Genomic DNA, 20,416 nt, shown 5'->3' with positions numbered 1-20,416 from the left:
CTTTCTCAACTTTTTATGATCGTTAAAAATATCGAAGCCAAAATACGGCTGGCGACCTGGGTGACTGTGGGCAGTTTTCTGACCTCCATCGTTTTGTCGGCTATCTGCTGTTCGTACGCCTACTGGCAGGTTTCGGACGCCCGCAAAAGTATTTACATCCTGAGCAATGGTATTCCCTTGCAGGCCAATCAAACCGATATGCAGGTAAACCGCCCTTCAGAGTACCGGGCCGACATCGACCTTTTTCATGCCCTTTTTTTTTCGCTGACACCGGATGATAAGTATATCGAATATCAGTTAAAAAAAGCAATGTACCTCGTCGATGAATCAGGTGCCGACCAGGTGAACAACCTGAAGGAGAACGGTTTTTTCAACTCCGTACTGTCCTCCAGTTCCGTCATTACCCTGCAAACCGATTCCATTTCGCTTGACATGACCAAACGCTATTTCCGCTATTATGGCAAGCTGAAGATCGACCGGCGCAGCTCGACGGTCATCCGTTCGCTGATCACCGAAGGCTATCTAAAGGATATTCCCCGCAGCGACAATAACCCGCATGGCGTGCTCATTATGAACTGGAAAACGCTTGAAAACAAAGACCTCGAAAATGTTCAGAAAAATACATTCTAACCGCGATCCCAGGGATACGCTGTACAGGGAATTGAAAAAGGAATTTTCGGTTTATGCCGACAAAGGAGGCCGGTTTGGCAAACAGCTTGCCGGTAAATATCCGCGCTTCCTGTTTGGTTTGATGAGCGTGTTATTGATTGTCTCCGCAGTTTTGGCGGTAGCATTGCGTCACCAAATCGTTCCGCCGGAAAAAGCAAAAGTGAAGCCGAGGACAGAAATGTTAAATAGTGGTTTTGACCTCATTTTAGCCGCAGGTACGGCACTTGGGCAAACCATCCGGTTAAGGCGGCAGGTCGATAGCATCACCGCCAAAAAAGTACTGACCCAGGCCGACAGCTTAACGCTGGTACGTGACCTCGACAGCCTGCAGCATATCCGTCTCACCTTACCCCATTAGTATCATGACTATCAATTTAAAACAACCCAAATACATCCTGCCGCTGATACTTTTGCCGTTTTTGTGTTTGTTCTTCTTTGTTTACCACAGCGGCTTTGCTGCTAAAAAAACAGAGGACAAGCCAGTAAATGGCATTAACACTTCGGTCGGCCAGGTTTCCGGCGATGTGCAGAAAAAGCAGCTGGAAGATAAGCTGGATGCTTATCGTAATACCTATAAAGAAGGTGACGGTATGACCGCCGTCAATGCACTGCCCGCTGAAAAAACCAGCAACCCGGCCTTTCAAAGCAGTTATTCAGATAAAGAGAAAAAAATGCTGGATTCGATCAATGAAGCGATAAAAGCGAAATATGCGCAAAACCCTACGGCGGTCCCGATGCATAAGCAGCCGGGCAATAACGACCAGGCTATGCTTGCTGCTCTTAACGGCTTAAAGAATCGGCACCCTGCGGAAAGCAGTGTTAACAATGACCAAAAGGTCAAAGACCCGATGGAAATCTTCCGGCAGCAGATGGCTTACCTTGACAGCATGAACAAGGTCAATGATCCGGCAGTTAAAGCCGAGCGGCAATTAGCTGAGTCACGGGCAAAAATAGCCGCTCAAAAAGCCGCCGAACCCAAATTAGCTGTAAGGCTGGCCGATGCGCCATCATCAGGATTCAATACCGTGCTGCCGGAGAGACACCCGGACTTTATTAAGGTTGTGATTGATGAGAATTTGACCGGTTATGCCGGTTCGCGTATCCGGCTGCGGCTTTTGGATGACATAGAAGCAGGAAATTACCGGATTAGCAAAGGCACTTACCTCTATGCAATGATCACGGGTTTTTCCGGGCAGCGTGTAGAACTGACGGTCAAATCCATTTTGTATGAAAATAAGATTTTGCCGGTCAAATTGCAGGTATACGACCTCGACGGGCTTTCCGGGCTTTATGTGCCGGAATCGGCTTTTCGTGATTTTACCAAAGACCTCGGCACCAATACCGTGCAGGGTGTAACTATTGACGGCGGCGGCACCGGCTCGGTTGCCAGCCAATTTGCAATGAGCACCGCCAGCAAAATGTTTGAATCCACTTCATCTGCCATCTCCGGGCTGATCCGTAAGGATAAGGCCAGGATCAAATACAATTCTTACCTCTATTTAATCGATAACGAAGCGCTGGAAAAAGCGCAGCAACACTACTAACCATGAAAAAAATATTCATATTTCTTGCCGGTTTACTGGCGGGCCTGCATAGCTATGCGCAATTAACACCCTTTGCAGAGGGTATTAAAAAGAACGCTTTGCCCATTGTTTACCTGCCCGAAAATGTTTCGGTGCAGTTCATTTCGCCCGAACCGATCCAGTACGTGGATATTTCCGCCAAATCGGTCATCGGCGACCTGCCGCTAAAAAATGTACTCCGCATCCGCTTAAAGGATTCGGTGAATTTGGCGGATGCGGTGATCACTATTGCGGGTGAGAAATTTATCACCCAATACCATGTGATCCGTGCGGATTCGATCACGGCCAGGGATGCCCGAACGGAAATTGCGATTGACCCCGCTGGCACTCACCCGCTGGATATTTCGGGTATCGGGCTTTCGCAAAACCAGTTAAAGCAAATGGCGCTCAACCTCTTTTGTAAACGGCCGGGACGGGCCATTGAAAAGACGAAGGCTTTCGGCTTGAAAGCAGAACTATACCATATCTATACAGCCGGGGATTATGTATTTATCGACCTGGGTTACTGGAACAAAACGAACCTGGCCTACAATATTGAAGACTTCCGTTTCCACATTGATGATAAAAAGATCACCAAGGCTACCAATGTGCAGTCAGTAGAGCTCAAGCCCGAATATATCTTATTTAACAACCCCTTTTTTCAAAAGACCTACCGCAACATCATCGTCCTGAAAAAAATGACCTTTCCCGGAAATAAAGTACTCCATATCGAATTGAGCGAAAAGCAGATTTCTGGCCGAGTGATCACCTTGAGTATTACCTACCAGGACGTGCTCGATGCGGATACAATCCCCATCTGATGAACCCATTAAAGCTACTGGAGCCGGACGAACGCGAACGCTATGATTATTTGCAGGAGGTCTTTGAGGAAGAATTTGAGCAGACCCACCTGGCTTTTCATATTAACGGCATCCTCATTTATGAGCTGCTGAATTTGCTATCGGTATGCAAGTACTTGTTTGATGAGTTCGGCTTTCCTGAAAGCGAGGACAGCCGCCTTTTGCGCTACGCCGTCACCGACACCATTGCCGAATACCTGGAAGGAGAATAGATCATGGCTTTTAACAGTTCAAAAAAACTGGCCGGTAATATTGATGCCCTCCGCATCGCTTTATCGGAACAGGATAATTATAGCCAGGAGGAAGTAGAAACATTAAAAGGCTACGCCGGTTTCGGGGGTTTGAAAGCCATCCTGTTTGGCGCGGGGCCGGTGGAAGAATGGGTACAGCAAAACGCTTCGGCCAATGACCTGCGGCTGCACTCTTTAGTCGTAGCCTTGCATGAATTATTGCGGGAAAAGCAGTCGCCTGCCGATTATAAGGAGGCGATAGATGCCATGAAAAGCAGCATCCAGACGGCTTTTTATACGCCGGACTTAGTGCCTGGCGCTTTGTACGCCGCCATGAAGGATCAGGGCATTTTGCCGCAGTACCTATACGAGCCGAGCAGTGGCGCAGGTATCTTTATTACAGAGGCCGTAAAAGCCTTCCCGGATTTGCAGGAGGTCAACGCAGTCGAAAAGGACATCCTGACCGGCAAGGTGCTGATGGCGCTCGCCTTGACTTTGCCGGTAAACAATATCGTTCAGGTTCGTGGTTTTGAGGAAACAGCCCCGGACGAAAAAGGCAAATATGATTTTATTACCAGCAATATCCCGTTTGGTAATTTCAAGGTATTCGATCCGGCCTATCAGGGCAGCGCGGTAACCAACAAGATCCATGACTATTTTTTTGCTAAAGGCCTGGATAAATTAGGTGACGGCGGGCTGCTGGCCTTTTTGGTGACGGATGCTTTTCTAAACACGGCCTCAAATACCCTGGGGCGTAAGCATGTATTTACCTCGGCAGATTTCATCAGTCTTTCGGTTTTGCCGGATAACCTGATGAAGGATACCGCCAACACGGAAGCGCCGAGCCATTTGCTGCTGGTTCAGAAGAACGACAACAAAGAAGCTTTTACCGAAGCAGAGCAATTTCTGGTCGATACGGTTGAACAGGAAAATAGCTATGGTAAATTTTCCGTCAATGCTTATATCGACCGGCACCCGGAACTGCGTTTGGCCGATACAATAGGGGAAGGCAAAAACCAGTACGGCAAGCCAAGCCAGCGGATTTGGCAGAAAGGCCCGGTGGAGGATATCAGGCAGCCGCTCATGGAACAGGTTGCCGAAGGTTTAGCCGCCAATTTTGACCTCGACCGCTGGAAAGCTTTACAAGAGCGGTTGTCCGAGGAACCAACGGTCAGCAAAACCGAAAGTAAAACCGTGCCAAGTGTTCGCTTTTTTACTTTCCTGGCTATGCCGGAACTACCGGCTGGCGATGTTTCAACACAGGGCCAGTTAGGGCTTTTTGATGCCCCGACTTTAAATAATGACCAGGCGCAGGGTTATTTATCCGATCTGGACAAAGCCTTTGTCGATCCCGCAACCGGCAGGCAGATCAGTACGATCCGCACGACCACCCGGCCCGACCATGACAGCATTGTTTTGATCACCGCACAGGCGAAACAATCCGGCCGCTACCTGTATAAATTGTTCAGCAACGTGCAGGAACTGAGCTTTTCCAACAAATGGGTCAGCGGCAATACCCTGACCTATGAATTAAAGGCCTTATCCGCCAGGCTGAAAACTTTCGGGCATGACTACCGCTACGAGGGTGACCGGAGTTTGGAAGCCGTATTTGAATTGCTGCCTGACCGCCCGGTGCCGTTCACCAATATCAAGCCGTTTTACAAGCAGGACACTTTAGTCATCCACGAAGGAAAGGCGGGTCTGACCGGCCAGATCGAGAACGGGCAGGCGGATTTTAAACCTTTTGATGGTCAAAATGACTTATCCTTTTTCCGGCAATACATCGCCTTACGGGATAGCTATATGGAGTTGTACGCGAAGGAAGCGGAAACTTTACAGGTTCAGCCGCATTTGCGGGTTTTGCTCAACCGGAACTATGAAACTTTTACCGGCAAATTCGGGGACTTAAATAAAGGCAGCAACCGGAATAAGATTTTACAGGATGCCGCTTTGGGTTTCGTGGCGCTTTCGTCATTGGAACGCCGGGAAAATGAAGCCTGGATAAAAGCCGATATCTTATTTGGCCCGGTGTTTTCGCAGCAGGAAGACCTCCATACCGATGATCCCGCCGAAGCTTTGGCGCGGAGCCTGAATGACAAAGGTATCGTTGACCTGGACTACATGAGCACCATGACCGGGCTGGATGAATATGCGATCATCCGAGCTTTGGACGGCAAAATTTTGATGAACCCCATTAACCGCACCTGGGAAACCAACGATAGTTACCTGTCGGGAAACGTAGTGCAAAAATTAGAGTTGGCGGAAAGGGCCGCCGAAGCGCATCCCGATGATTTGCAGATCGCGCGGAGCCTGGCAGCGATCAGGCGGGTGCAGCCGGAAAAGATACCCTTTGAATTATTAGATTTTAACCTCGGCGAACGGTGGATGCCGGTGGAATATTACCAGCAATTTGCCAGCGACCTGTTTGGCCTGGACACGCATATCGAATATTTTTCCTCGGCTGATGCTTTTAAGGTTAGCTACAAAAACGGCAATGCCAAGACCGACGAGGAATTTGCCATTATGCCGAAGTCCGGCATTAAAATGAAGGGTGCCGCGCTTTTGGAACATGCGCTGGAAAATACCAGCCCCTATTTCAGCTATAAGGTCGGTACGGGTGACACAGCGGTCCGCTTGCCGGATAACGAGGCGATCCAGTTAGGCCACCAAAAAATTGAATCCATCCGCAGCCGCTTTGAGGAATGGCTGCGCGAATTGCCCGGAAGCGAAAAGAACAGCATAGAAGCGCTGTACAATGAAACGTTCAACTGCTATGTGCTGCGCGAATATGACGGCAGCCATTTGGCCTTCCCCGGCCTTGACCGCAAGGCATTGGGCATCGAAGATCTGTACAGTTCACAGCGTAATGCCGCCTGGCGCATCATTCAAAACCGAGGCGCGCTGATCGATCATGAAGTAGGCTTGGGCAAGACCCTGACCATGATCGTGGCCGCGCAGGAAATGAAACGCTTGGGCATCGTCCAAAAACCGATGATCCTGGCGCTCAAAGCCAATGTGGGGCAGATCAGCGATACCTACCGGAAAGCCTATCCCCATGCCAAAATACTGGCACCGGGTGAAAATGATTTTACGCCGGTCAAAAGGCAAACGCTCTTTCACCAGATCAAGAATAACAATTGGGACTGTATCATCCTGACGCACGACCAGTTCGGCAAGATCCCGCAATCGCCCGAAGTGCAGCAGGAGATCATGGAAGCAGAGCTGGATAATATACAAGCCGACCTGGACACGCTTAAATCATTGGGCGGAGAAGTTTCGCGCTCGATCCTCAAAGGGTTGGAACTGCGCAAGAAGAACCTGGAAGCCAAATTAGAGGGGGTATTATACACGCTCGAAAATAAAAAGGATGCAGGTATCGACTTCCTGGAAATGAATATTGACCACCTTTTTGTGGACGAATCGCATAAGTTCAAGAACCTGACCTTTACCACCCGGCACAACCGTGTGGCGGGTTTGGGAAACCAGGACGGCAGCCAAAAGGCTTTGAATATGCTCTTTGCGGTGAGGACTTTACAGCAAAAATTTGATGCTGATCTCTGCGTCACGTTTTTATCGGGTACGCCGATCTCCAACAGTTTGACCGAAATGTATTTGATCTTCAAATACCTGCGGCCAAATGAACTTGAACGCCAAAGCATCGCCAACTTTGATGCCTGGGCAGCGGTTTTTGCCAAGAAAACCACCGACTTCGAGTTTTCGGTCACCAACCAGATCACCGCCAAGGAACGCTTCCGCCATTTCATCAAAGTGCCCGAACTGGCGCTTTTTTATAATGAGATCACCGATTACAAGACAGCCAAACACATTAACCTCGACAAGCCGGAACTTGCTGAAACATTAGTAAACATTCACCCGACACCGGATCAGCAGGACTTTATCAAAAAGCTGATGCAGTTTGCCGAGACAGGTGACGCGACCTTATTGGGCCGTCCACGGTTGACCGCCGAGGAAGATAATGCCCGGATGCTGATCGCCACCAATTACGCCAAAAAAATGTCGGCGGATATGCGGCTGATCGACCCGGATTATGAAGACCACCCGGATAGTAAATTGAATATATGTGCGCGAAAGATCGCCGAGGTTTATCATGGGAGTACGGAGCATAAAGGCACACAAATCTTATTTAGCGACATCGGCACACCGAAGCCTGATGTATTCAATATTTATGATGCCCTACGCGATAAACTGGTGAGCGATTTTGATATTCCAAAGCACGAGATCACCTTTATACACGACTGGACAGACCGGCAAAAACCGGAACTGTTCCGCAAAATGAATGCGGGGGAGATCAGGCTTTTGTTAGGCAGTACCGAAAAGGCGGGCACCGGCCTCAATGTACAGGCGCGGGTTGTTGCCATGCACCATTTTGACACACCCTGGCGACCGAGCGACCTGGAGCAGCGCGATGGCCGGGGCGCAAGGCAGGGCAACTGGCTGGCCAAAAAGTTCTATGATAACAAGGTGCTGAATTTTATTTATGGCGTAGAACAGTCATTGGATGCTTACAAGTTCAATTTATTGAAGAACAAGCAGACCTTTATTTCGCAAATGAAGAACTGTGAGCTGAATGTGCGGACGCTGGACGAGGGTGCTTTGGATGAAAAAAGCGGCATGAACTTCTCGGAGTATATCGCCATCCTTTCCGGCGATACCACGCTGTTGGAGAAAGCAAAAGTTGAAAAGAAAGTGGCGCAATTAGAGGGTTGGAAATCAGCCCACTTCCGGGAAGTCGCCCGCAATCGTTACAGCCTCGAAGCCGCCGAAAAAAGGCTGGACGAAATCAAAGGCACGATGGATGGCCTGCTCCAGGACGAAGCGCTCTACAATTCTCAATTAAAGCACAACAAAGAGGGTAATAAACTGAACCCGATACAATTGACGGATCTTCAATCTGCGGATGCCGAAGCTTTGGGGAACAAGATCATTGCGCTGTACAAGGGCTGGCAGCCCGGCAAAGGCGAATCGGAGGAAAAACAGATCGGCACTCTATATGGGTTTAACCTCTATATCCGCCAGCAGCGCGAGGGTTACGAAGATCAGGGTTTATTCAAATACCGGATGCAAAACCACCTGTTTGCTGAAGGGCCGGGCGGTATCAAATACCAGGCTAACGGCGGGAACCCCAACATCGATAACCCCAAGCTGGCAGCCCGTTATTTTCTAAACGCGATTGACAAAGTGACCGGCTTGCGGGAGAAGTATGAAAAGGAACAAACCGAATTGCTTGCCGAGGTGCCGACCTTAAAAGAGCTCAGTCAAAAGACCTTTGAAAAGGAACAGGAACTGGTTGAACTGCGGGTAGAGCTGCGCAGGCTCGAACAGGAAATTGCCGCCAAGATCAAGGCAACCCAAAAGCAAGCCGCGCCGGAAGAAGAACAGGCAGAAGAACAGACCGAAGAACAAGCGCAAACCGAAACCCTCGACCATTCCGAAAACTTGCAGATGATTCGTCGTGCACACCTTTTAGGTGTCGATTATTCAGCAGAAGATTTAGCGCGATAATTAGTCCCTGATTTATTTAATATGGTGCAGTTTGAACATATACGCTGTCCGTTGCACCGCTATACCTTTTCCGTTAAGCCGGTCAGGCAATGGGTGGAAAAGCGTTGTGAAGGCCAGGTACTCAACTTGTTTGCAGGCCCGACTTTGCTTAATGTGAACGAGGTGCGCAATGACCTTGACCCGGCCATGCCTGCCGATTATCACCTCGATGCTTTAGCACTATTGCGAAGCTGGTCAGGTGTTAGGTTTAATACGATTTTGCTTGACCCTCCCTACTCAATAAGGAAAAGCATGGAGCTGTATAAAGGCAATATCTGTAGCCCGTTCCGGCAACTGAAGGACGAAATACCGCGTTGCCTGTCGCCGGGCGGTATCGTAATCACCTTTGGTTACCACTCTATCGTGATGGGTGCAGGCCGGAAATTTTCCTTGGAGCGCATTGCCTTGTTCAGCCACGGCGGCGCGATCCATGATACGATTGCAAGTATCGAACGCTTTGGCCCTTGAATTTTACTGTTTTCAATTTTTGTTATGGAAGAACGGCGCAAGCCCTCCTGACTTCCTTTAAAAATCAAATTATATGGAAGAAACCCACGAGCAGCATAAGCTTCATGGTTTTATGCAATGCCTCATCTATGTGTCCATTGCGCTTGAAGCCGCCATCTTTGTTTATAAGCAAGCCCCGTTCTGGGGCTTTTTTTATGGGCCTATTGAGAAACTAAGTCATGTGGCCATTTACAGCAATTTACTGTACAGCAAATTGGCAACCCTGTTGTTGATCTGCCTGGTCAGCATCGGCACCTTAGCAAAAAAGAAGCAGGAACTTGACCCGAAACTGCATATCCTCTACCCGCTGGCTTTGGGGCTTTTGCTATTTTTTGGCGGAGCCTTTTTATATGGCCGGGATAGTAGTTTAGTTTTTGCCTATACCACCTGGTGGAACTTAGGCTATATGCTTGGTTCCCTGTTCGGGGCTATCCTGACCAGCGTTTCGATGGATAACGTTTCAAAGATGATCCGCTCCGGTTTGGGTAAGGATATCTGGAATGTCGAAGGCGAAAGCTTTATGCAGCCGGTAAAGCCGGTCGTTACTGATTATTCAGTGAATATCCCCATGCAGTTCTATTACAAGAACAAAGTGCGGGCTGGCTGGATCAATATCGTCAATCCCTTTCGGGGTACCATCCTGATCGGTACGCCGGGTTCAGGTAAATCCTTTGGCATCGTCAATCCCTTTATCCGGCAAATGATCGGCAAGGGTTTTTGTACGGTGGTCTACGATTACAAATATCCCGACTTGGGAAAGATCGCCTATTACCATTACCTGTTAGCCAAACAGCAGGGTAAATGCAAGGGTTATGATTTTCATGTCATTAACTTAAACGATGTGGCGCGCAGTCGCCGTACCAATCCCTGGCGGGCCGATTACCTGCGGTCGCTGGCCGATGCTTCCGAGGGTGCCGAAGGATTGGTGGAAGCCATGAAAAAGGGCGATAAGTCCGGCGGCAGCGACCAATTCTTTACGCAGTCGGCTATCAACTTTCTGGCTGCTTGCATTTACTTCTTTTCTAAACATGCTGGCGGCAAATATTCCAGCTTTCCGCATGTACTGTCCTTTCTCAATCATTCTTACGAGGATGTTTTCAATACTTTGTTTTCTGAGCCGGAACTGGTCTCCTTGTTGTCACCGTTTAAAAGCGCTTACGCCACCAAAGCTTTTCCGCAATTGGAGGGTCAGATTGGTACGCTGAAAATCTTTATATCCCGCTTGGCTACGAAAGAAACTTTTTGGGTTTTTTCCGGGGATGATTTCAATTTGAAGATATCGGACAAGGCAACGCCGGGTATCGTGGTACTGGCAAACGACCCCAATACACAGAATATTAACTCAGCTTGTTACTCGGTGGTCATGAACCGGCTCACTAAGCTGATCAACAGCAAGGGCAATTTGCCCTCGGCTTTGATCATTGACGAAATTCCAACTTTATACACCTATAAGATCGAAAATCTTTTAGCGGTTGCCAGGAGCAATAAGGTGGCGATTTTGATGGGTTTGCAGGAGCTGCCGCAGTTCAATCAACATTATGGAAAAGATACCGCCGCTACCATCACCGCAGTAGTGGGCAATGTGCTGGCTGGTTCGGTCAGGAACAAAGAAACTTTGGACTGGCTTGAACGGTTGTTTGGCAAAAATAAGCAGATCGGCGAAAGCCTCTCCATTGACCGTAATAAAACCTCAACTTCCTTACAGGAAAAGTTAGAGCCGCTCATACCAGCAGGTAAAATGGCTTCGCTCAATACGGGTGAGATGGTGGGCCTGATCGCTGCCGATGTGCAGGAAGTCTATACAGGTAAGTTTGAGACATCGGCCATTAACTGCAAAGTGAATCTGAGCGTTGCCGAACTAAGCGCCGAAGAAGCTGGTTATCGCGACCTGCCCGTCTATTATGACTTCGGGGGGCGCAAAGAGGAAATTCTGCGGGAGAACTTTATGCGCATTAACAGCGAGGTCGATACCATTGTCGAAAGCTTCCGCAAACCGATCCCGCAGGTACAGGTGCTGCCCAAAGGCAGCATGAAGCCGGTACCACCACCAAAATAACACCGCCGACCATTTTTAAAACACTTTCCCATGAACAAACACGACGAACTCTCCGGCACCTTAGTGCTGGTACACCCTCAATTATTGACCGACCCCGCAGAAAAAAAGAACCAGATCGGCATCATTGCCTCCGCAGAGATCGAAAACGATAACGTCATCGTCAGCTTCGGCAACGATGGGCAGGAATTGTTTTCAGCCGATGCATTGCTGGTTTTAAAAAAGCCGGGCAGTATCCATTTTGATACCATGCAGGATCACCTGAAAATGACCACGAAGGATTTTAAAGACCTGCTGAGGGTAGGTATGCTGGCCAACTCCAACTTAACGAAGGATCACCGGCAAGCGATTGAAATTGCGCGCGATAACCCTGTGATACTGGCATATAGCATGGCTTCGCTGGAAGAAGAACTGGGATTGAAGCAGGATTATAGCTTAGGACGCTGAAGGTGATGAACGATTTTGATTTCTTTAAAATTTCCGGCGCAAACGATAAGCTGCGGGGCGTGGTGGTATTTGTGCATCCTGGGCTGATAGCTGATCCTTTGGGCAAACGCAACCAGGTCGGCGTGATTAGCGAAGCCGACATTGCCCTTGATAATATTTATGTGGACTTCCGGGATAAGACCGGGCTTTTTTCGACGGATGCCTTGTTTACATTCTTGTCCGCTGATCAAATACAGAACAACCTCGCGAGCCTGGTGCATGATAAAACCTCAAATGAATTCATGGCTTTGCGACGCGTAGAACTGTTAGTGCGCTATGGAGATGTGACCGAAAAGATCAAAGCCATGCAAACTGCCCGTGACAATCCTGCAATTCAACACTTATGTGTCGAAATTTTAAAAAACCAGCTTTCCCGGGACTTTTCTAATCAATACGGACGATGATTAAATTATTTTACTGCTGCTTGCTGGCTTTGCCATTGCGGCATTTATCGCTTACATCAGGCTACGGATTTCGCGTCCATCCTGTTACCGGGCAATTGTGCTTTCATTCCGGTATCGACCTGCGGGCGCGTCATGATACCGTTTTTGCGGTCATGCAAGGGAGAATTGCATTCGTGGGCTATAACCGGGTGACTGGTGTGTATATCCGCCTGGCAAGCGGCGACTTTATTTTACTGTATGGCCATTTATCGCAGGTCTTTGTATTGCCGGGAGACTATGTGAATTCCTGTACCCCATTAGGTATTACCGGTTCATCCGGTCGGGTGACCGGTGAGCATTTACACTTCAGCGTCAGCTACAAACAAGCACCTGTCAACCCGTTGTATTTTCTGCGGGGCTTAATGAATAATCAATTAACAAATTAAATAAGGAAAAACCATGAGTACACCTTTTAAACCCCTGTCCGAACAGATCACAGGAAAAATGATCGCGGACCTGAAAGCTGGAACTTCCATCTTTCAACGCCCAAACAACAGTTTAAACTCGGCATTGCCGTTCAACATCGAAAGCGGCCACCGTTATGCCGGGCCGTCAGCGCTTATCCTGTTAATGCAGAAACGGGACGACCCGCGCTGGGGCACTTCCAACCAGGCCAACCGTAACCATACGGCGGTGGTCAAAGGTGCCACTGGCACACTGATCCAGTTTATGTCCAATTACGAATACCAGAAAATGGTGGACGGTGAAGGGCAGCCCGTTTTAAAAGAGAACGGCAAGCAGCGTACCGAGCGCATCAAGCTGGACGAACCCAAACAGGTCGATGCCTGGCTCTTTAACGGTGAGCAGATGCGCAAGCTCGAAAAATGGGAAAAGGAGCCAAACATTCTTTTACCCGCTGAACGTGCGCAGGCGATACTGGATAACAGTAAAGCCGTGATCGAAAATGGCGGCGAGGATATGTTCTATGACCGCCAGTTAGATGCGATCATTATCCCGGATATGGAACAATTTGCCAGCCCGGAACAGTATTATGCCGAAGCGTTGCACCAACTGGCCCATTGGACAGCAGCAGAGAACCGGCTGAACCGTCCGCTGGTAGGCGAAGCGGGTGAATTTGTGATGATCCGTGAGGAATTGCGGACGAACCTGGCCTCTTTGCTGCTAAGCAAAGAACTGAACCTACCCTATGAACTGAATTACCACGAGGGCTTTGTCAGTTCCTGGGCACAGATACTGAAGGATGAGCCTTCCGAATTGTTTAAAGCCGCATCAGATGCGCAAAAGATCGTGGATCATATCCTTGGCTTTGAGCAGCAGATCGAAGAAAAACTGGAAGCTGACCAAAATGTGCAGACAGAGCATGGGAATGAAACCGGAAAAGCAGCGGAATCCGGAGTCGATACCACAAAGATTGATCCCACCAAACTCACTGAAGGCGAGGTCATCCCCCATAATGGCACCGAGTTTAAGGTAATTAAGGCGCAAAAGAACAACGTTTACCAGATGCAGGATTTAGGCAGTGAGCGCAAGTTCAAAATGAGTTCTAAAGATGCGCTGTTTGGTGAACTATTGGACGCGCGCAACAACTCGCAGGAAGTTTCTCTTGACCGGGGTACTTCTGCTGAAGAAGCCGCTTATCATGAAATCGAGGCCGTTGAACAATTCCTGGATGAACAATACCAGATAGAACGATAAAAGCGATGATCAGACAACAATTTAAAAGAGAGGAACTCCCGATGGAGCAACTTCAAAAATTAGGGCTGGCGGATTGGAACGTCCTGCATATCGATGATGACGACCTTTCGGCTTTGCTGGCCGGACGGCGAACCGATATGCTGCGCCTCGAAAACCTGGAACAGCAGGGTTTGCATATCCCGGCATTGGATGCGAAGCTATCGCTTCGCCGCAATGAAAATGGCAGTGTGGAACTCTTAGCGCACCCGATCTATAAATTTGCCGAAGGCCCGGAATACCTGACCGATGCCGAAATTGAAAGCCTGGAAAAAGGCGAAGCCGTGAATGTGGTAAAAACCATTAGCGACGGCGAAGGCGATAAACGCGAAGTCCTGGTCGAATTTGATAAGGACACCAATGAGTTTATTACCGTCGATACTGGGAAGATTTTTCCACCTGATGAAATCAATGGCATCCCGCTGACACAGCAGCAAAAGAAAAACTACCGCAAAGGAAAAGAAGTCGAAACCGAAGACGGCACAATTATACAGTATTCCGCCAAAGACAAGCAGGCGATACGTGCCGACCGCTTGGCCCTGATCGCTTCGGTACTGATAGACGGCGGTGTTTCTTATGTATTGTTCAAAGGGCTGAATGCGCTGTTTAATAAGCCGCAGCACAAGGAACCCGGCAGGAACTTTCATCAAGCGATGGAGAAGCTTTCCGAAGCGGAAGCGAAACAGGCTGCACCTGACTTTAAGCCGGAAAACGATACAGACGAGGAAATTTCCGAAACGATCAGCCGCTGATGCATCCTTACCTGACCCGATTGGGCATAAGGCCGGAAGTGCAACTATTCTTCCGGCCTTTCTATAGTTCGGACGCTTTGGGTAACCTGGTCTTTGCTTATGGCGCGGAAGCAGAACATTTTGGTTTTGCTTTTCATAAGGTGCCGGTAACAGACACGTTTTGGCTGGCATGTAACCTGCAATTTTCACAAGTCCGCCTGGTTATCCTGTCCGCTTCGGCACTCGATGCGGTTTCCTGGCTGAATAAAAAGCTGCCTGCTTTTCCGCAGACCGAAAATTTATTGTTTTTGGCTTTGGGGGCGGGTGTAAGTGATGCACAAGTATTGTGGATCAGGGCGCATTTGCCTGGTAAAACTTTCCGGCTCCTGTTTGGGCGGGATCTGCTGGGGCGGATGGCTGATCTGAAGCTGGCCGCAGGCATCAAGGGTTGGCCTTTGTCGGTTTATTCCGGCGAAGGCGAACAGGTTGTAATTAGTTTCCGGCAACGCCATTTTTCTTTCAGCCAGGAACAATTCAGCCTGGCAGCTTTTGAACGCGCGGCGGGTGTGCGGTTTGGCGTGGCTGCCGATAAGCCGAAGGTATACAATACTTTTTTTGACGAGCTGAAGGCGGACGCCGGGCTTTTGATCTGATTAATCATTTTATTTTATGGAATCAAATATTGTTGATGAGCCGCAGGTGATCACGATCCGGCCTGCGCGTGTTTTGCCTTTGTGCATGTTATGGCTTTTATGCTGTGCAGTCTCGGCTTTCTGCTGCTGGCCTGGCGCTTCTTGCCGGGGTTGGTGTGGATCAGTTTATTGTCGGCAGCTTTCGGGCTGTACCGTTTTTGGTTTATCCGCTGCGTTTGTTATACCATCACGCCGGAGATCATCCGCATCAGGCGGGGAATCTTTTTTAAACGCACCGACCAGGTTGAGCTATATCGTGTGAAAGATTACATTTTAACGCAGCCGTTTTTATTACAGGTTTGCGGACTGATGAACCTGACGCTAAAAAGTACTGACCCGGAAAACCCGGTGATCTGGCTGCGCGGTATTCCGGCTTCAGACCTCGTAGACACCCTGCGCGGCTACGTACAACAGGCTAGGCTGAACAATAAAATTTATGAGCTCAATTAAACTTTATTGTTAAAATCCTTTCTAATAACTAATAAATTTAGTATCTTTAGGTATAAAACATGAGGGCATTTTAACCAATTTGCCCGAGGTTGCTTAGCAAGGAAATCCGATCATTTTACTGTAATGAAAACGTTTGTTTATTTGGTTTTTACCTGTTTCATTTCTACCGGTGCCTTTATGGGTGCCCTGTATTCAAAAACACCCTTCCTGCTGTATGCCGTTGGCTTTGGCGTTTGGGCGCTGTTCGTTTGGGGTGTTTATCGCCGCATGAAAAAAAATGATGAGCGCCGCGACATGGAGCGCCAGTTCCAGGATTATATGCGTCACCAACCGCGTAAGCAAGCACGCTGAAAAGATAATTAACCGACCCGCTGCCCCCAGCGGGTTTTTTGTTTCCTCCAAATTTTAGGGTATATGCCTAACTGGTGCGCTAACAGCGTGGTGTTCTTCGCGGCGGAGGACAGGCTGGGGATGATCCGAGATCTGTTTACGGATATCCAGCAGAAACAGGAGGTGGATGGCCGTTACCATCTGCCGGACTTTGCCGTCAGCGAGGGCTTTATGCGGGACATAGTATTGGAACCCGGCTGCATTACTTTTACCACCCGCTCATCACCCAATATCAGTTTACTGGCCGAGATCGCCGATCATTATGATGCGGCTTTTGTTAATCGTTATATGGAAATAGGCGACGGGCTGTATGGCGAAGCACGTTATGACTTTTATATGCTAACCATCACCGACCTTGACCAGGAAGAACTGCGCGCGGCCATTTGCTACGACCCGCAAAAGAGAGACTATCCCTATGGTGAGCAAGTCTTCGAATATGAAGGCGACCTGCTGGATCATATCCTTGATCAGAAAATAGCGCAAAAAAGCGACACGGACATTTACCAGCGGCTGCGATAATCATCCATTTAAAGTAATTTTTGCTTATTTTTGCACCATTATAAGCGGACACCTCGTCTGCATTGTGATAAGGTTTAGGTTTAAGGCCCCGGGCAGCGAGTGCATTGGGGCTTTTATTTTTTTCTTGATTCCCATGGCCAATTATTGTTCCAACAGCGTGCTTTTCCTGGGCGATGCGGCCACTGTAGCTGAAATAAAAGAAGTTTTCGCCAATATTGAAAGGGAGCAGCAGCGGACGCACCGATATCACCTACCTAATTTTGTCTCCGGCGACAAGGGCCACATGCTGGATATTTGCTTTAATGAAGATTGGATCAATTATGAGAGCCGCTGGCAACCGAACCTTGACCTGCTGGTAGCTTTCGCCGAACGTTACGAGGTCGATTTTATTAGCCGCTTCGATGAAATGACCAACGGCATGTACGGAGAAGCCATCTACCAAAATAATGAACTGAAAACAATTTATCGCCTGGCCTGGGCAGAAGTAGATCTGCAGGACGACACCGAGTTAGCTGCCATGCGCGAGGAACAACAATTATTGCTGGAAAAACATGCCCGACAGGGTTACAACCGGTAGCTTACTTATCATTCGTTCCCATCGATCCCTACGTTACCATCTGGGTCATAAACACTCTATTCCCGCTTCGGCCGTTTAGGTTGTATAACTTTGATCCGGCTCATGATCTCCCTTTCAAGCCGGTTATCAGCAATATCCCCGCTGGTGATTTCCCATTCCGTCTCCGTCCGCTCGATCTCGGCGGAAAAACCGCCATTAATGAAAACCAGGAAGCGATCTTCATCGGCCATGAGCTGGACATATTTGCGTTCATGGAACCGGTCATAGGTAAAGGATAGCGCTGTATCAGGATCATTACCGGATAGGAACACTGGCTGGTTATCCTGCAACAAATCAACCACTTGTAAAACTTCTGCCTCGCTCAGGTGCTGCCCGGTATACTTCCATTCGTATACGGTTGTGCCCTGGAAGTGCAGTTCGCCCAAAAAGCCGGGATTGGCTTCACCCTCCAGTTCTACGTATTCCAGGTAACGTTCCGATCTTTCCTCAAAGTCTTCAACTTCTTCAGCCGGGTAGCCCTCATACAAACGAAAAGCCTGCGTAGCCACATACAATTCCCCTTCCTTCCGGTAAACCGGGAAGATATCGACCGTTTCCAGTAGGCCATTATCCCTGGTAATTTTTATTAAAGCGGGGTTGTTGAGCATCGTTCTTTTTCTGTTTACACGACGCAAGATAAACAAACGTCAGGAAATTATTGTGCTTCTGCTGGCTTCAAGATGCCGTCTCCAGCCGAAGCGGTCAACAACAAAACCCTAAGTTCATGCGCGAAATGATAATCAGTGGCCTATACGGACATATCCTGCATATCTCTACAATACGATTGCGATTAAACAGCCAGCTTTCATTATAAAATAACGAGGGCGATGACCACGCACCGCCCCCATTAATATTGAGTAGATATTTAACATCAAATAGAAGGAAGTGTTAATTTAAAAATGAAAACTTATCTGGATCAGGTTTGGTTAATTCTTTGATTTTACTGAAAATTAAAGATGTTGCACCCGATTCGTATATTAATCCTTTATTCTTACTTTGTTCTAAATAATCACTCCAAAACTGTTTAGTCGACAAATATTTAACCGACGTAACTTTGGATTGACCTGTCAGAACAAACACCTGCCATGTTGAAAGGTCTTCCTTTTTTATTTTGGCAATAATTAATTGTTGCTTTTCTTCATTATAGCTATGATGCTCAATATCCAGTTCTCTGTTACAATTTAACATATCGGACAGGAACAAAACTGTATTCTTTGTAGTTTTACTGCTTGTATCCTGGTATTTGCTTAACAAGCGAAAAGCGCCAAGCACATCAGTTTCCAGCCGATCTGCTACGTTCCTGCTTGATGGAGAAATGGCCTTGATACCTACATCAACCACTTTAATAACTGAGTCCTTAAAAGCTTCAAACCTCATCTTTTCAAGTGAAAGTTTTTGACTTGGAGGATCTAATTCATTTTCGAACGTGCTTTTTGGCGGAATGCTAACGTTTATAAATTCAGTACTGCCTTTTTCGGTACTCCCATCCAACGGAAGTACCTTTAAACTACTGCCTGGTGTAAGGTCATCTAACAAGGATCTGATTATTTTCAAATAATAATCTTTAACATCACTATTTATTGAGGAACTTAAATCAACAAAGGCCACCATATTAATGCTTTTAGGTGAATTATTACATGAAGCAAAAAACAAAAGCCCTAAAACCAATATTACCGCATTTACCCCATTTGGAACTGATACCGCTTTCTTGATAGGTTTTGAATTGTATTGGTGTGTACTTTTGTAAAGTTCGATCATGGTATTAATCTTTATCATCATTGTATTCCACGAAAGTTTAATTGCTCGTACTTCTTTTGATTCATCAATTCCGTAAAGAAAAAGTTCCCTGTTGCAGCATGCTACTTTTTCAAATTGCCGGTAAACGTTATCGTTAATCTCAAAATCATCACGCGCTGATACTGTGTGAAATTCGGCCTCTTTGGCTTTATTTTCTTCATCTACAGTCCGTTTCAATATACGCCGGATATGAAGCATTAATGACCAGGCAGCTTCAAGATTATCTTTAACAGTGTGCCAAAACATTGAATTAATTTTATTAATGCGGTTAATTAATTTGTTAATTCTTCTCGCATTTTTGTGATATTTTTTGTACAGTTTATATCGGGTGGCATATTTGTTTTTTTGAAGGCTATAAAAAGCGAATAGCCCTATTACGATAAATGCCAATACAAACGTGGCAGCAGCAGCATATTTTGATCCTGAATTAAGTTTTGAATTCAATTGATTGATTATAGCTGAATGGTTATTAACTGCTACATCAACTGCCTCTAAGAAAATAAGCCTAACCATTGCTATTGTAAAAGTGGCAAAAACGCCCGCAGTGATAAATCCAATAGCCACTACTAATCTTTTAATCACTCTTGGTTTATCATCTTCGGACAGTTCGCCCTTTTTCAATAATAAGCGACCTTCAAAATAAAGCGCCAGATTTTTAAAACCTGCTTCGCAGCACAAAATAATTAATATAGCGATACAGGCACCTAAAATAAATTTGAGCCATAGTTGGCTTATAGGCAATATGTACGGTACAATCATTGACGCAAAATAGCTGTCAAATATTAATAAAATAAAAGTGACTACCGTCCAACTGTACCTGTCCCTACTTGCAGTTGCCACTTCGTTGGGTTTTAAAATAGGAGCCTCATAATTGCGTTCAATTCCCCATTTATCAGTGCTGATCAAATGCTCATCATTTTTTGAAATCCTTGTTTCCAATTCTTCACCATAACGATTCAATTTGATCGACTTCCTTTTATACGAAGTCTGGATGTTGTCATTATGATAGGTTTTTCTTTCGGCTTGAAGGGCCTCCATAACCCTGGGATGGTTTGCCCTTCTGCGTATTGCAAATCGGGCAAACGGATAAAATTTAGTTCTCATTGATGTTTTTATTTTTAATAATGTCTCTACATTATTTTATCAGCCGTAGCGAC

20 protein-coding genes are annotated in these 20,416 nt (G+C 47.3%); 18 read left to right on the top strand and 2 right to left on the bottom strand.

All coding sequences use genetic code 11. The features are described 5' to 3' along the window. The first annotated feature begins 15 nt into the window (after positions 1 to 15). The 18 genes from traK to HQ865_RS00805 all read left to right on the top strand — a co-directional run bounded on the left by traK (position 16) and on the right by HQ865_RS00805 (position 17,423). Entirely contained in the window at positions 16 to 630 is a 615-nt protein-coding gene (gene traK, locus HQ865_RS00890; protein ID WP_173413077.1) for a conjugative transposon protein TraK, read from the top strand. Beyond that, entirely contained in the window at positions 608 to 1,027 is a 420-nt protein-coding gene (locus HQ865_RS00885) for a hypothetical protein (protein ID WP_173413076.1), read from the top strand. Before traK ends, HQ865_RS00885 begins: the two co-directional genes overlap by 23 nt. A 4-nt stretch (positions 1,028 to 1,031) precedes the next feature. Then, positions 1,032 to 2,213, top strand: coding sequence for a conjugative transposon protein TraM (traM, locus tag HQ865_RS00880; RefSeq protein ID WP_173413075.1), 1,182 nt, complete (start codon positions 1,032 to 1,034; stop codon positions 2,211 to 2,213). Between the two features lie 2 nt (positions 2,214 to 2,215). Beyond that, a complete protein-coding gene (traN, locus tag HQ865_RS00875; protein ID WP_173413074.1) occupies positions 2,216 to 3,052 on the top strand; it encodes a conjugative transposon protein TraN in 837 nt (278 codons plus the stop codon). Beyond that, the gene (locus HQ865_RS00870; protein ID WP_173413073.1) at positions 3,052 to 3,303 is read left to right on the top strand and encodes a hypothetical protein; all 252 of its coding nucleotides are present in this window, start codon (positions 3,052 to 3,054) and stop codon (positions 3,301 to 3,303) included. The genes traN and HQ865_RS00870 overlap by 1 nt, the downstream gene beginning before the upstream one ends. 3 nt (positions 3,304 to 3,306) lie before the next feature. Continuing rightward, positions 3,307 to 8,844, top strand: a complete 5,538-nt coding sequence (locus HQ865_RS00865; protein WP_173413072.1) for a helicase-related protein — start codon at positions 3,307 to 3,309, stop codon at positions 8,842 to 8,844. A 93-nt stretch (positions 8,845 to 8,937) separates the two neighbouring features. After that, complete coding sequence (locus tag HQ865_RS00860; protein WP_237073683.1) at positions 8,938 to 9,351, top strand: RsmD family RNA methyltransferase; 414 nt, start codon at positions 8,938 to 8,940, stop codon at positions 9,349 to 9,351. Positions 9,352 to 9,424: 73 nt separating this feature from the next. After that, positions 9,425 to 11,446, top strand: coding sequence for a type IV secretion system DNA-binding domain-containing protein (locus tag HQ865_RS00855; RefSeq protein WP_173413070.1), 2,022 nt, complete (start codon positions 9,425 to 9,427; stop codon positions 11,444 to 11,446). Positions 11,447 to 11,476: 30 nt separating this feature from the next. Beyond that, complete coding sequence (locus HQ865_RS00850) at positions 11,477 to 11,890, top strand: hypothetical protein (protein ID WP_173413069.1); 414 nt, start codon at positions 11,477 to 11,479, stop codon at positions 11,888 to 11,890. Positions 11,891 to 11,895: 5 nt separating this feature from the next. After that, entirely contained in the window at positions 11,896 to 12,333 is a 438-nt protein-coding gene (locus tag HQ865_RS00845; protein ID WP_173413068.1) for a hypothetical protein, read from the top strand. Continuing rightward, positions 12,330 to 12,758, top strand: coding sequence for a M23 family metallopeptidase (locus tag HQ865_RS00840; protein ID WP_173413067.1), 429 nt, complete (start codon positions 12,330 to 12,332; stop codon positions 12,756 to 12,758). The genes HQ865_RS00845 and HQ865_RS00840 overlap by 4 nt, the downstream gene beginning before the upstream one ends. A gap of 13 nt (positions 12,759 to 12,771) precedes the next feature. Beyond that, complete coding sequence (locus tag HQ865_RS00835) at positions 12,772 to 14,028, top strand: zincin-like metallopeptidase domain-containing protein (RefSeq protein ID WP_173413066.1); 1,257 nt, start codon at positions 12,772 to 12,774, stop codon at positions 14,026 to 14,028. A 5-nt stretch (positions 14,029 to 14,033) separates the two neighbouring features. Beyond that, positions 14,034 to 14,816, top strand: coding sequence for a DUF4099 domain-containing protein (locus HQ865_RS00830; protein ID WP_173413065.1), 783 nt, complete (start codon positions 14,034 to 14,036; stop codon positions 14,814 to 14,816). Next, positions 14,816 to 15,448, top strand: coding sequence for a hypothetical protein (locus HQ865_RS00825; RefSeq protein ID WP_173413064.1), 633 nt, complete (start codon positions 14,816 to 14,818; stop codon positions 15,446 to 15,448). Before HQ865_RS00830 ends, HQ865_RS00825 begins: the two co-directional genes overlap by 1 nt. Positions 15,449 to 15,547: 99 nt before the next feature. Beyond that, positions 15,548 to 15,937 carry a PH domain-containing protein gene (locus tag HQ865_RS00820; protein WP_173413063.1) on the top strand — a complete coding sequence of 130 codons (390 nt, stop codon included), beginning with the start codon at positions 15,548 to 15,550 and terminating at the stop codon, positions 15,935 to 15,937. 123 nt (positions 15,938 to 16,060) lie between these two features. Then, positions 16,061 to 16,288 (top strand): hypothetical protein, encoded by a 228-nt coding sequence (locus HQ865_RS00815; RefSeq protein ID WP_173413062.1) that lies wholly within the window; start codon positions 16,061 to 16,063, stop codon positions 16,286 to 16,288. A 63-nt stretch (positions 16,289 to 16,351) separates the two neighbouring features. Beyond that, the gene (locus tag HQ865_RS00810; RefSeq protein ID WP_173413061.1) at positions 16,352 to 16,846 is read left to right on the top strand and encodes a DUF1281 family ferredoxin-like fold protein; all 495 of its coding nucleotides are present in this window, start codon (positions 16,352 to 16,354) and stop codon (positions 16,844 to 16,846) included. Between the two features lie 133 nt (positions 16,847 to 16,979). Then, complete coding sequence (locus HQ865_RS00805; protein ID WP_173413060.1) at positions 16,980 to 17,423, top strand: DUF1281 family ferredoxin-like fold protein; 444 nt, start codon at positions 16,980 to 16,982, stop codon at positions 17,421 to 17,423. A 56-nt stretch (positions 17,424 to 17,479) separates the two neighbouring features. On the opposite strand, the gene HQ865_RS00800 is transcribed toward HQ865_RS00805, so the two are convergent. Both HQ865_RS00800 and HQ865_RS00795 read right to left on the bottom strand, forming a co-directional pair. Then, a complete protein-coding gene (locus HQ865_RS00800) occupies positions 17,480 to 18,070 on the bottom strand; it encodes a hypothetical protein (protein WP_173413059.1) in 591 nt (196 codons plus the stop codon). A gap of 280 nt (positions 18,071 to 18,350) precedes the next feature. Then, positions 18,351 to 20,363, bottom strand: coding sequence for a hypothetical protein (locus HQ865_RS00795; RefSeq protein WP_173413058.1), 2,013 nt, complete (start codon positions 20,361 to 20,363; stop codon positions 18,351 to 18,353). Positions 20,364 to 20,416 lie beyond the last annotated feature (53 nt).

The organism is Mucilaginibacter mali (assembly GCF_013283875.1).
In the GTDB taxonomy this organism is placed as follows: Bacteria; Bacteroidota; Bacteroidia; order Sphingobacteriales; family Sphingobacteriaceae; genus Mucilaginibacter; species Mucilaginibacter mali.
Note: the sequence above shows the minus strand (reverse complement) of the source record. Positions and strands in the feature narration are given on the sequence as shown.

What these genes read in the sequence shown, in the direction of transcription:
- traK (WP_173413077.1), top strand. Translation starts at nt 16, where the DNA reads ATGATCGTTAAAAATATCGAAGCCAAAATACGGCTGGCGACCTGGGTG.
- HQ865_RS00885 (WP_173413076.1), top strand. Translation starts at nt 608, where the DNA reads ATGTTCAGAAAAATACATTCTAACCGCGATCCCAGGGATACGCTGTAC.
- traM (WP_173413075.1), top strand. Translation starts at nt 1,032, where the DNA reads ATGACTATCAATTTAAAACAACCCAAATACATCCTGCCGCTGATACTT.
- traN (WP_173413074.1), top strand. Translation starts at nt 2,216, where the DNA reads ATGAAAAAAATATTCATATTTCTTGCCGGTTTACTGGCGGGCCTGCAT.
- HQ865_RS00870 (WP_173413073.1), top strand. Translation starts at nt 3,052, where the DNA reads ATGAACCCATTAAAGCTACTGGAGCCGGACGAACGCGAACGCTATGAT.
- HQ865_RS00865 (WP_173413072.1), top strand. Translation starts at nt 3,307, where the DNA reads ATGGCTTTTAACAGTTCAAAAAAACTGGCCGGTAATATTGATGCCCTC.
- HQ865_RS00855 (WP_173413070.1), top strand. Translation starts at nt 9,425, where the DNA reads ATGGAAGAAACCCACGAGCAGCATAAGCTTCATGGTTTTATGCAATGC.
- HQ865_RS00850 (WP_173413069.1), top strand. Translation starts at nt 11,477, where the DNA reads ATGAACAAACACGACGAACTCTCCGGCACCTTAGTGCTGGTACACCCT.
- HQ865_RS00845 (WP_173413068.1), top strand. Translation starts at nt 11,896, where the DNA reads ATGAACGATTTTGATTTCTTTAAAATTTCCGGCGCAAACGATAAGCTG.
- HQ865_RS00840 (WP_173413067.1), top strand. Translation starts at nt 12,330, where the DNA reads ATGATTAAATTATTTTACTGCTGCTTGCTGGCTTTGCCATTGCGGCAT.
- HQ865_RS00835 (WP_173413066.1), top strand. Translation starts at nt 12,772, where the DNA reads ATGAGTACACCTTTTAAACCCCTGTCCGAACAGATCACAGGAAAAATG.
- HQ865_RS00830 (WP_173413065.1), top strand. Translation starts at nt 14,034, where the DNA reads ATGATCAGACAACAATTTAAAAGAGAGGAACTCCCGATGGAGCAACTT.
- HQ865_RS00825 (WP_173413064.1), top strand. Translation starts at nt 14,816, where the DNA reads ATGCATCCTTACCTGACCCGATTGGGCATAAGGCCGGAAGTGCAACTA.
- HQ865_RS00820 (WP_173413063.1), top strand. Translation starts at nt 15,548, where the DNA reads ATGCTGTGCAGTCTCGGCTTTCTGCTGCTGGCCTGGCGCTTCTTGCCG.
- HQ865_RS00815 (WP_173413062.1), top strand. Translation starts at nt 16,061, where the DNA reads ATGAAAACGTTTGTTTATTTGGTTTTTACCTGTTTCATTTCTACCGGT.
- HQ865_RS00810 (WP_173413061.1), top strand. Translation starts at nt 16,352, where the DNA reads ATGCCTAACTGGTGCGCTAACAGCGTGGTGTTCTTCGCGGCGGAGGAC.
- HQ865_RS00805 (WP_173413060.1), top strand. Translation starts at nt 16,980, where the DNA reads ATGGCCAATTATTGTTCCAACAGCGTGCTTTTCCTGGGCGATGCGGCC.
- HQ865_RS00800 (WP_173413059.1), bottom strand. Translation starts at nt 18,070, where the DNA reads ATGCTCAACAACCCCGCTTTAATAAAAATTACCAGGGATAATGGCCTA.
- HQ865_RS00795 (WP_173413058.1), bottom strand. Translation starts at nt 20,363, where the DNA reads ATGAGAACTAAATTTTATCCGTTTGCCCGATTTGCAATACGCAGAAGG.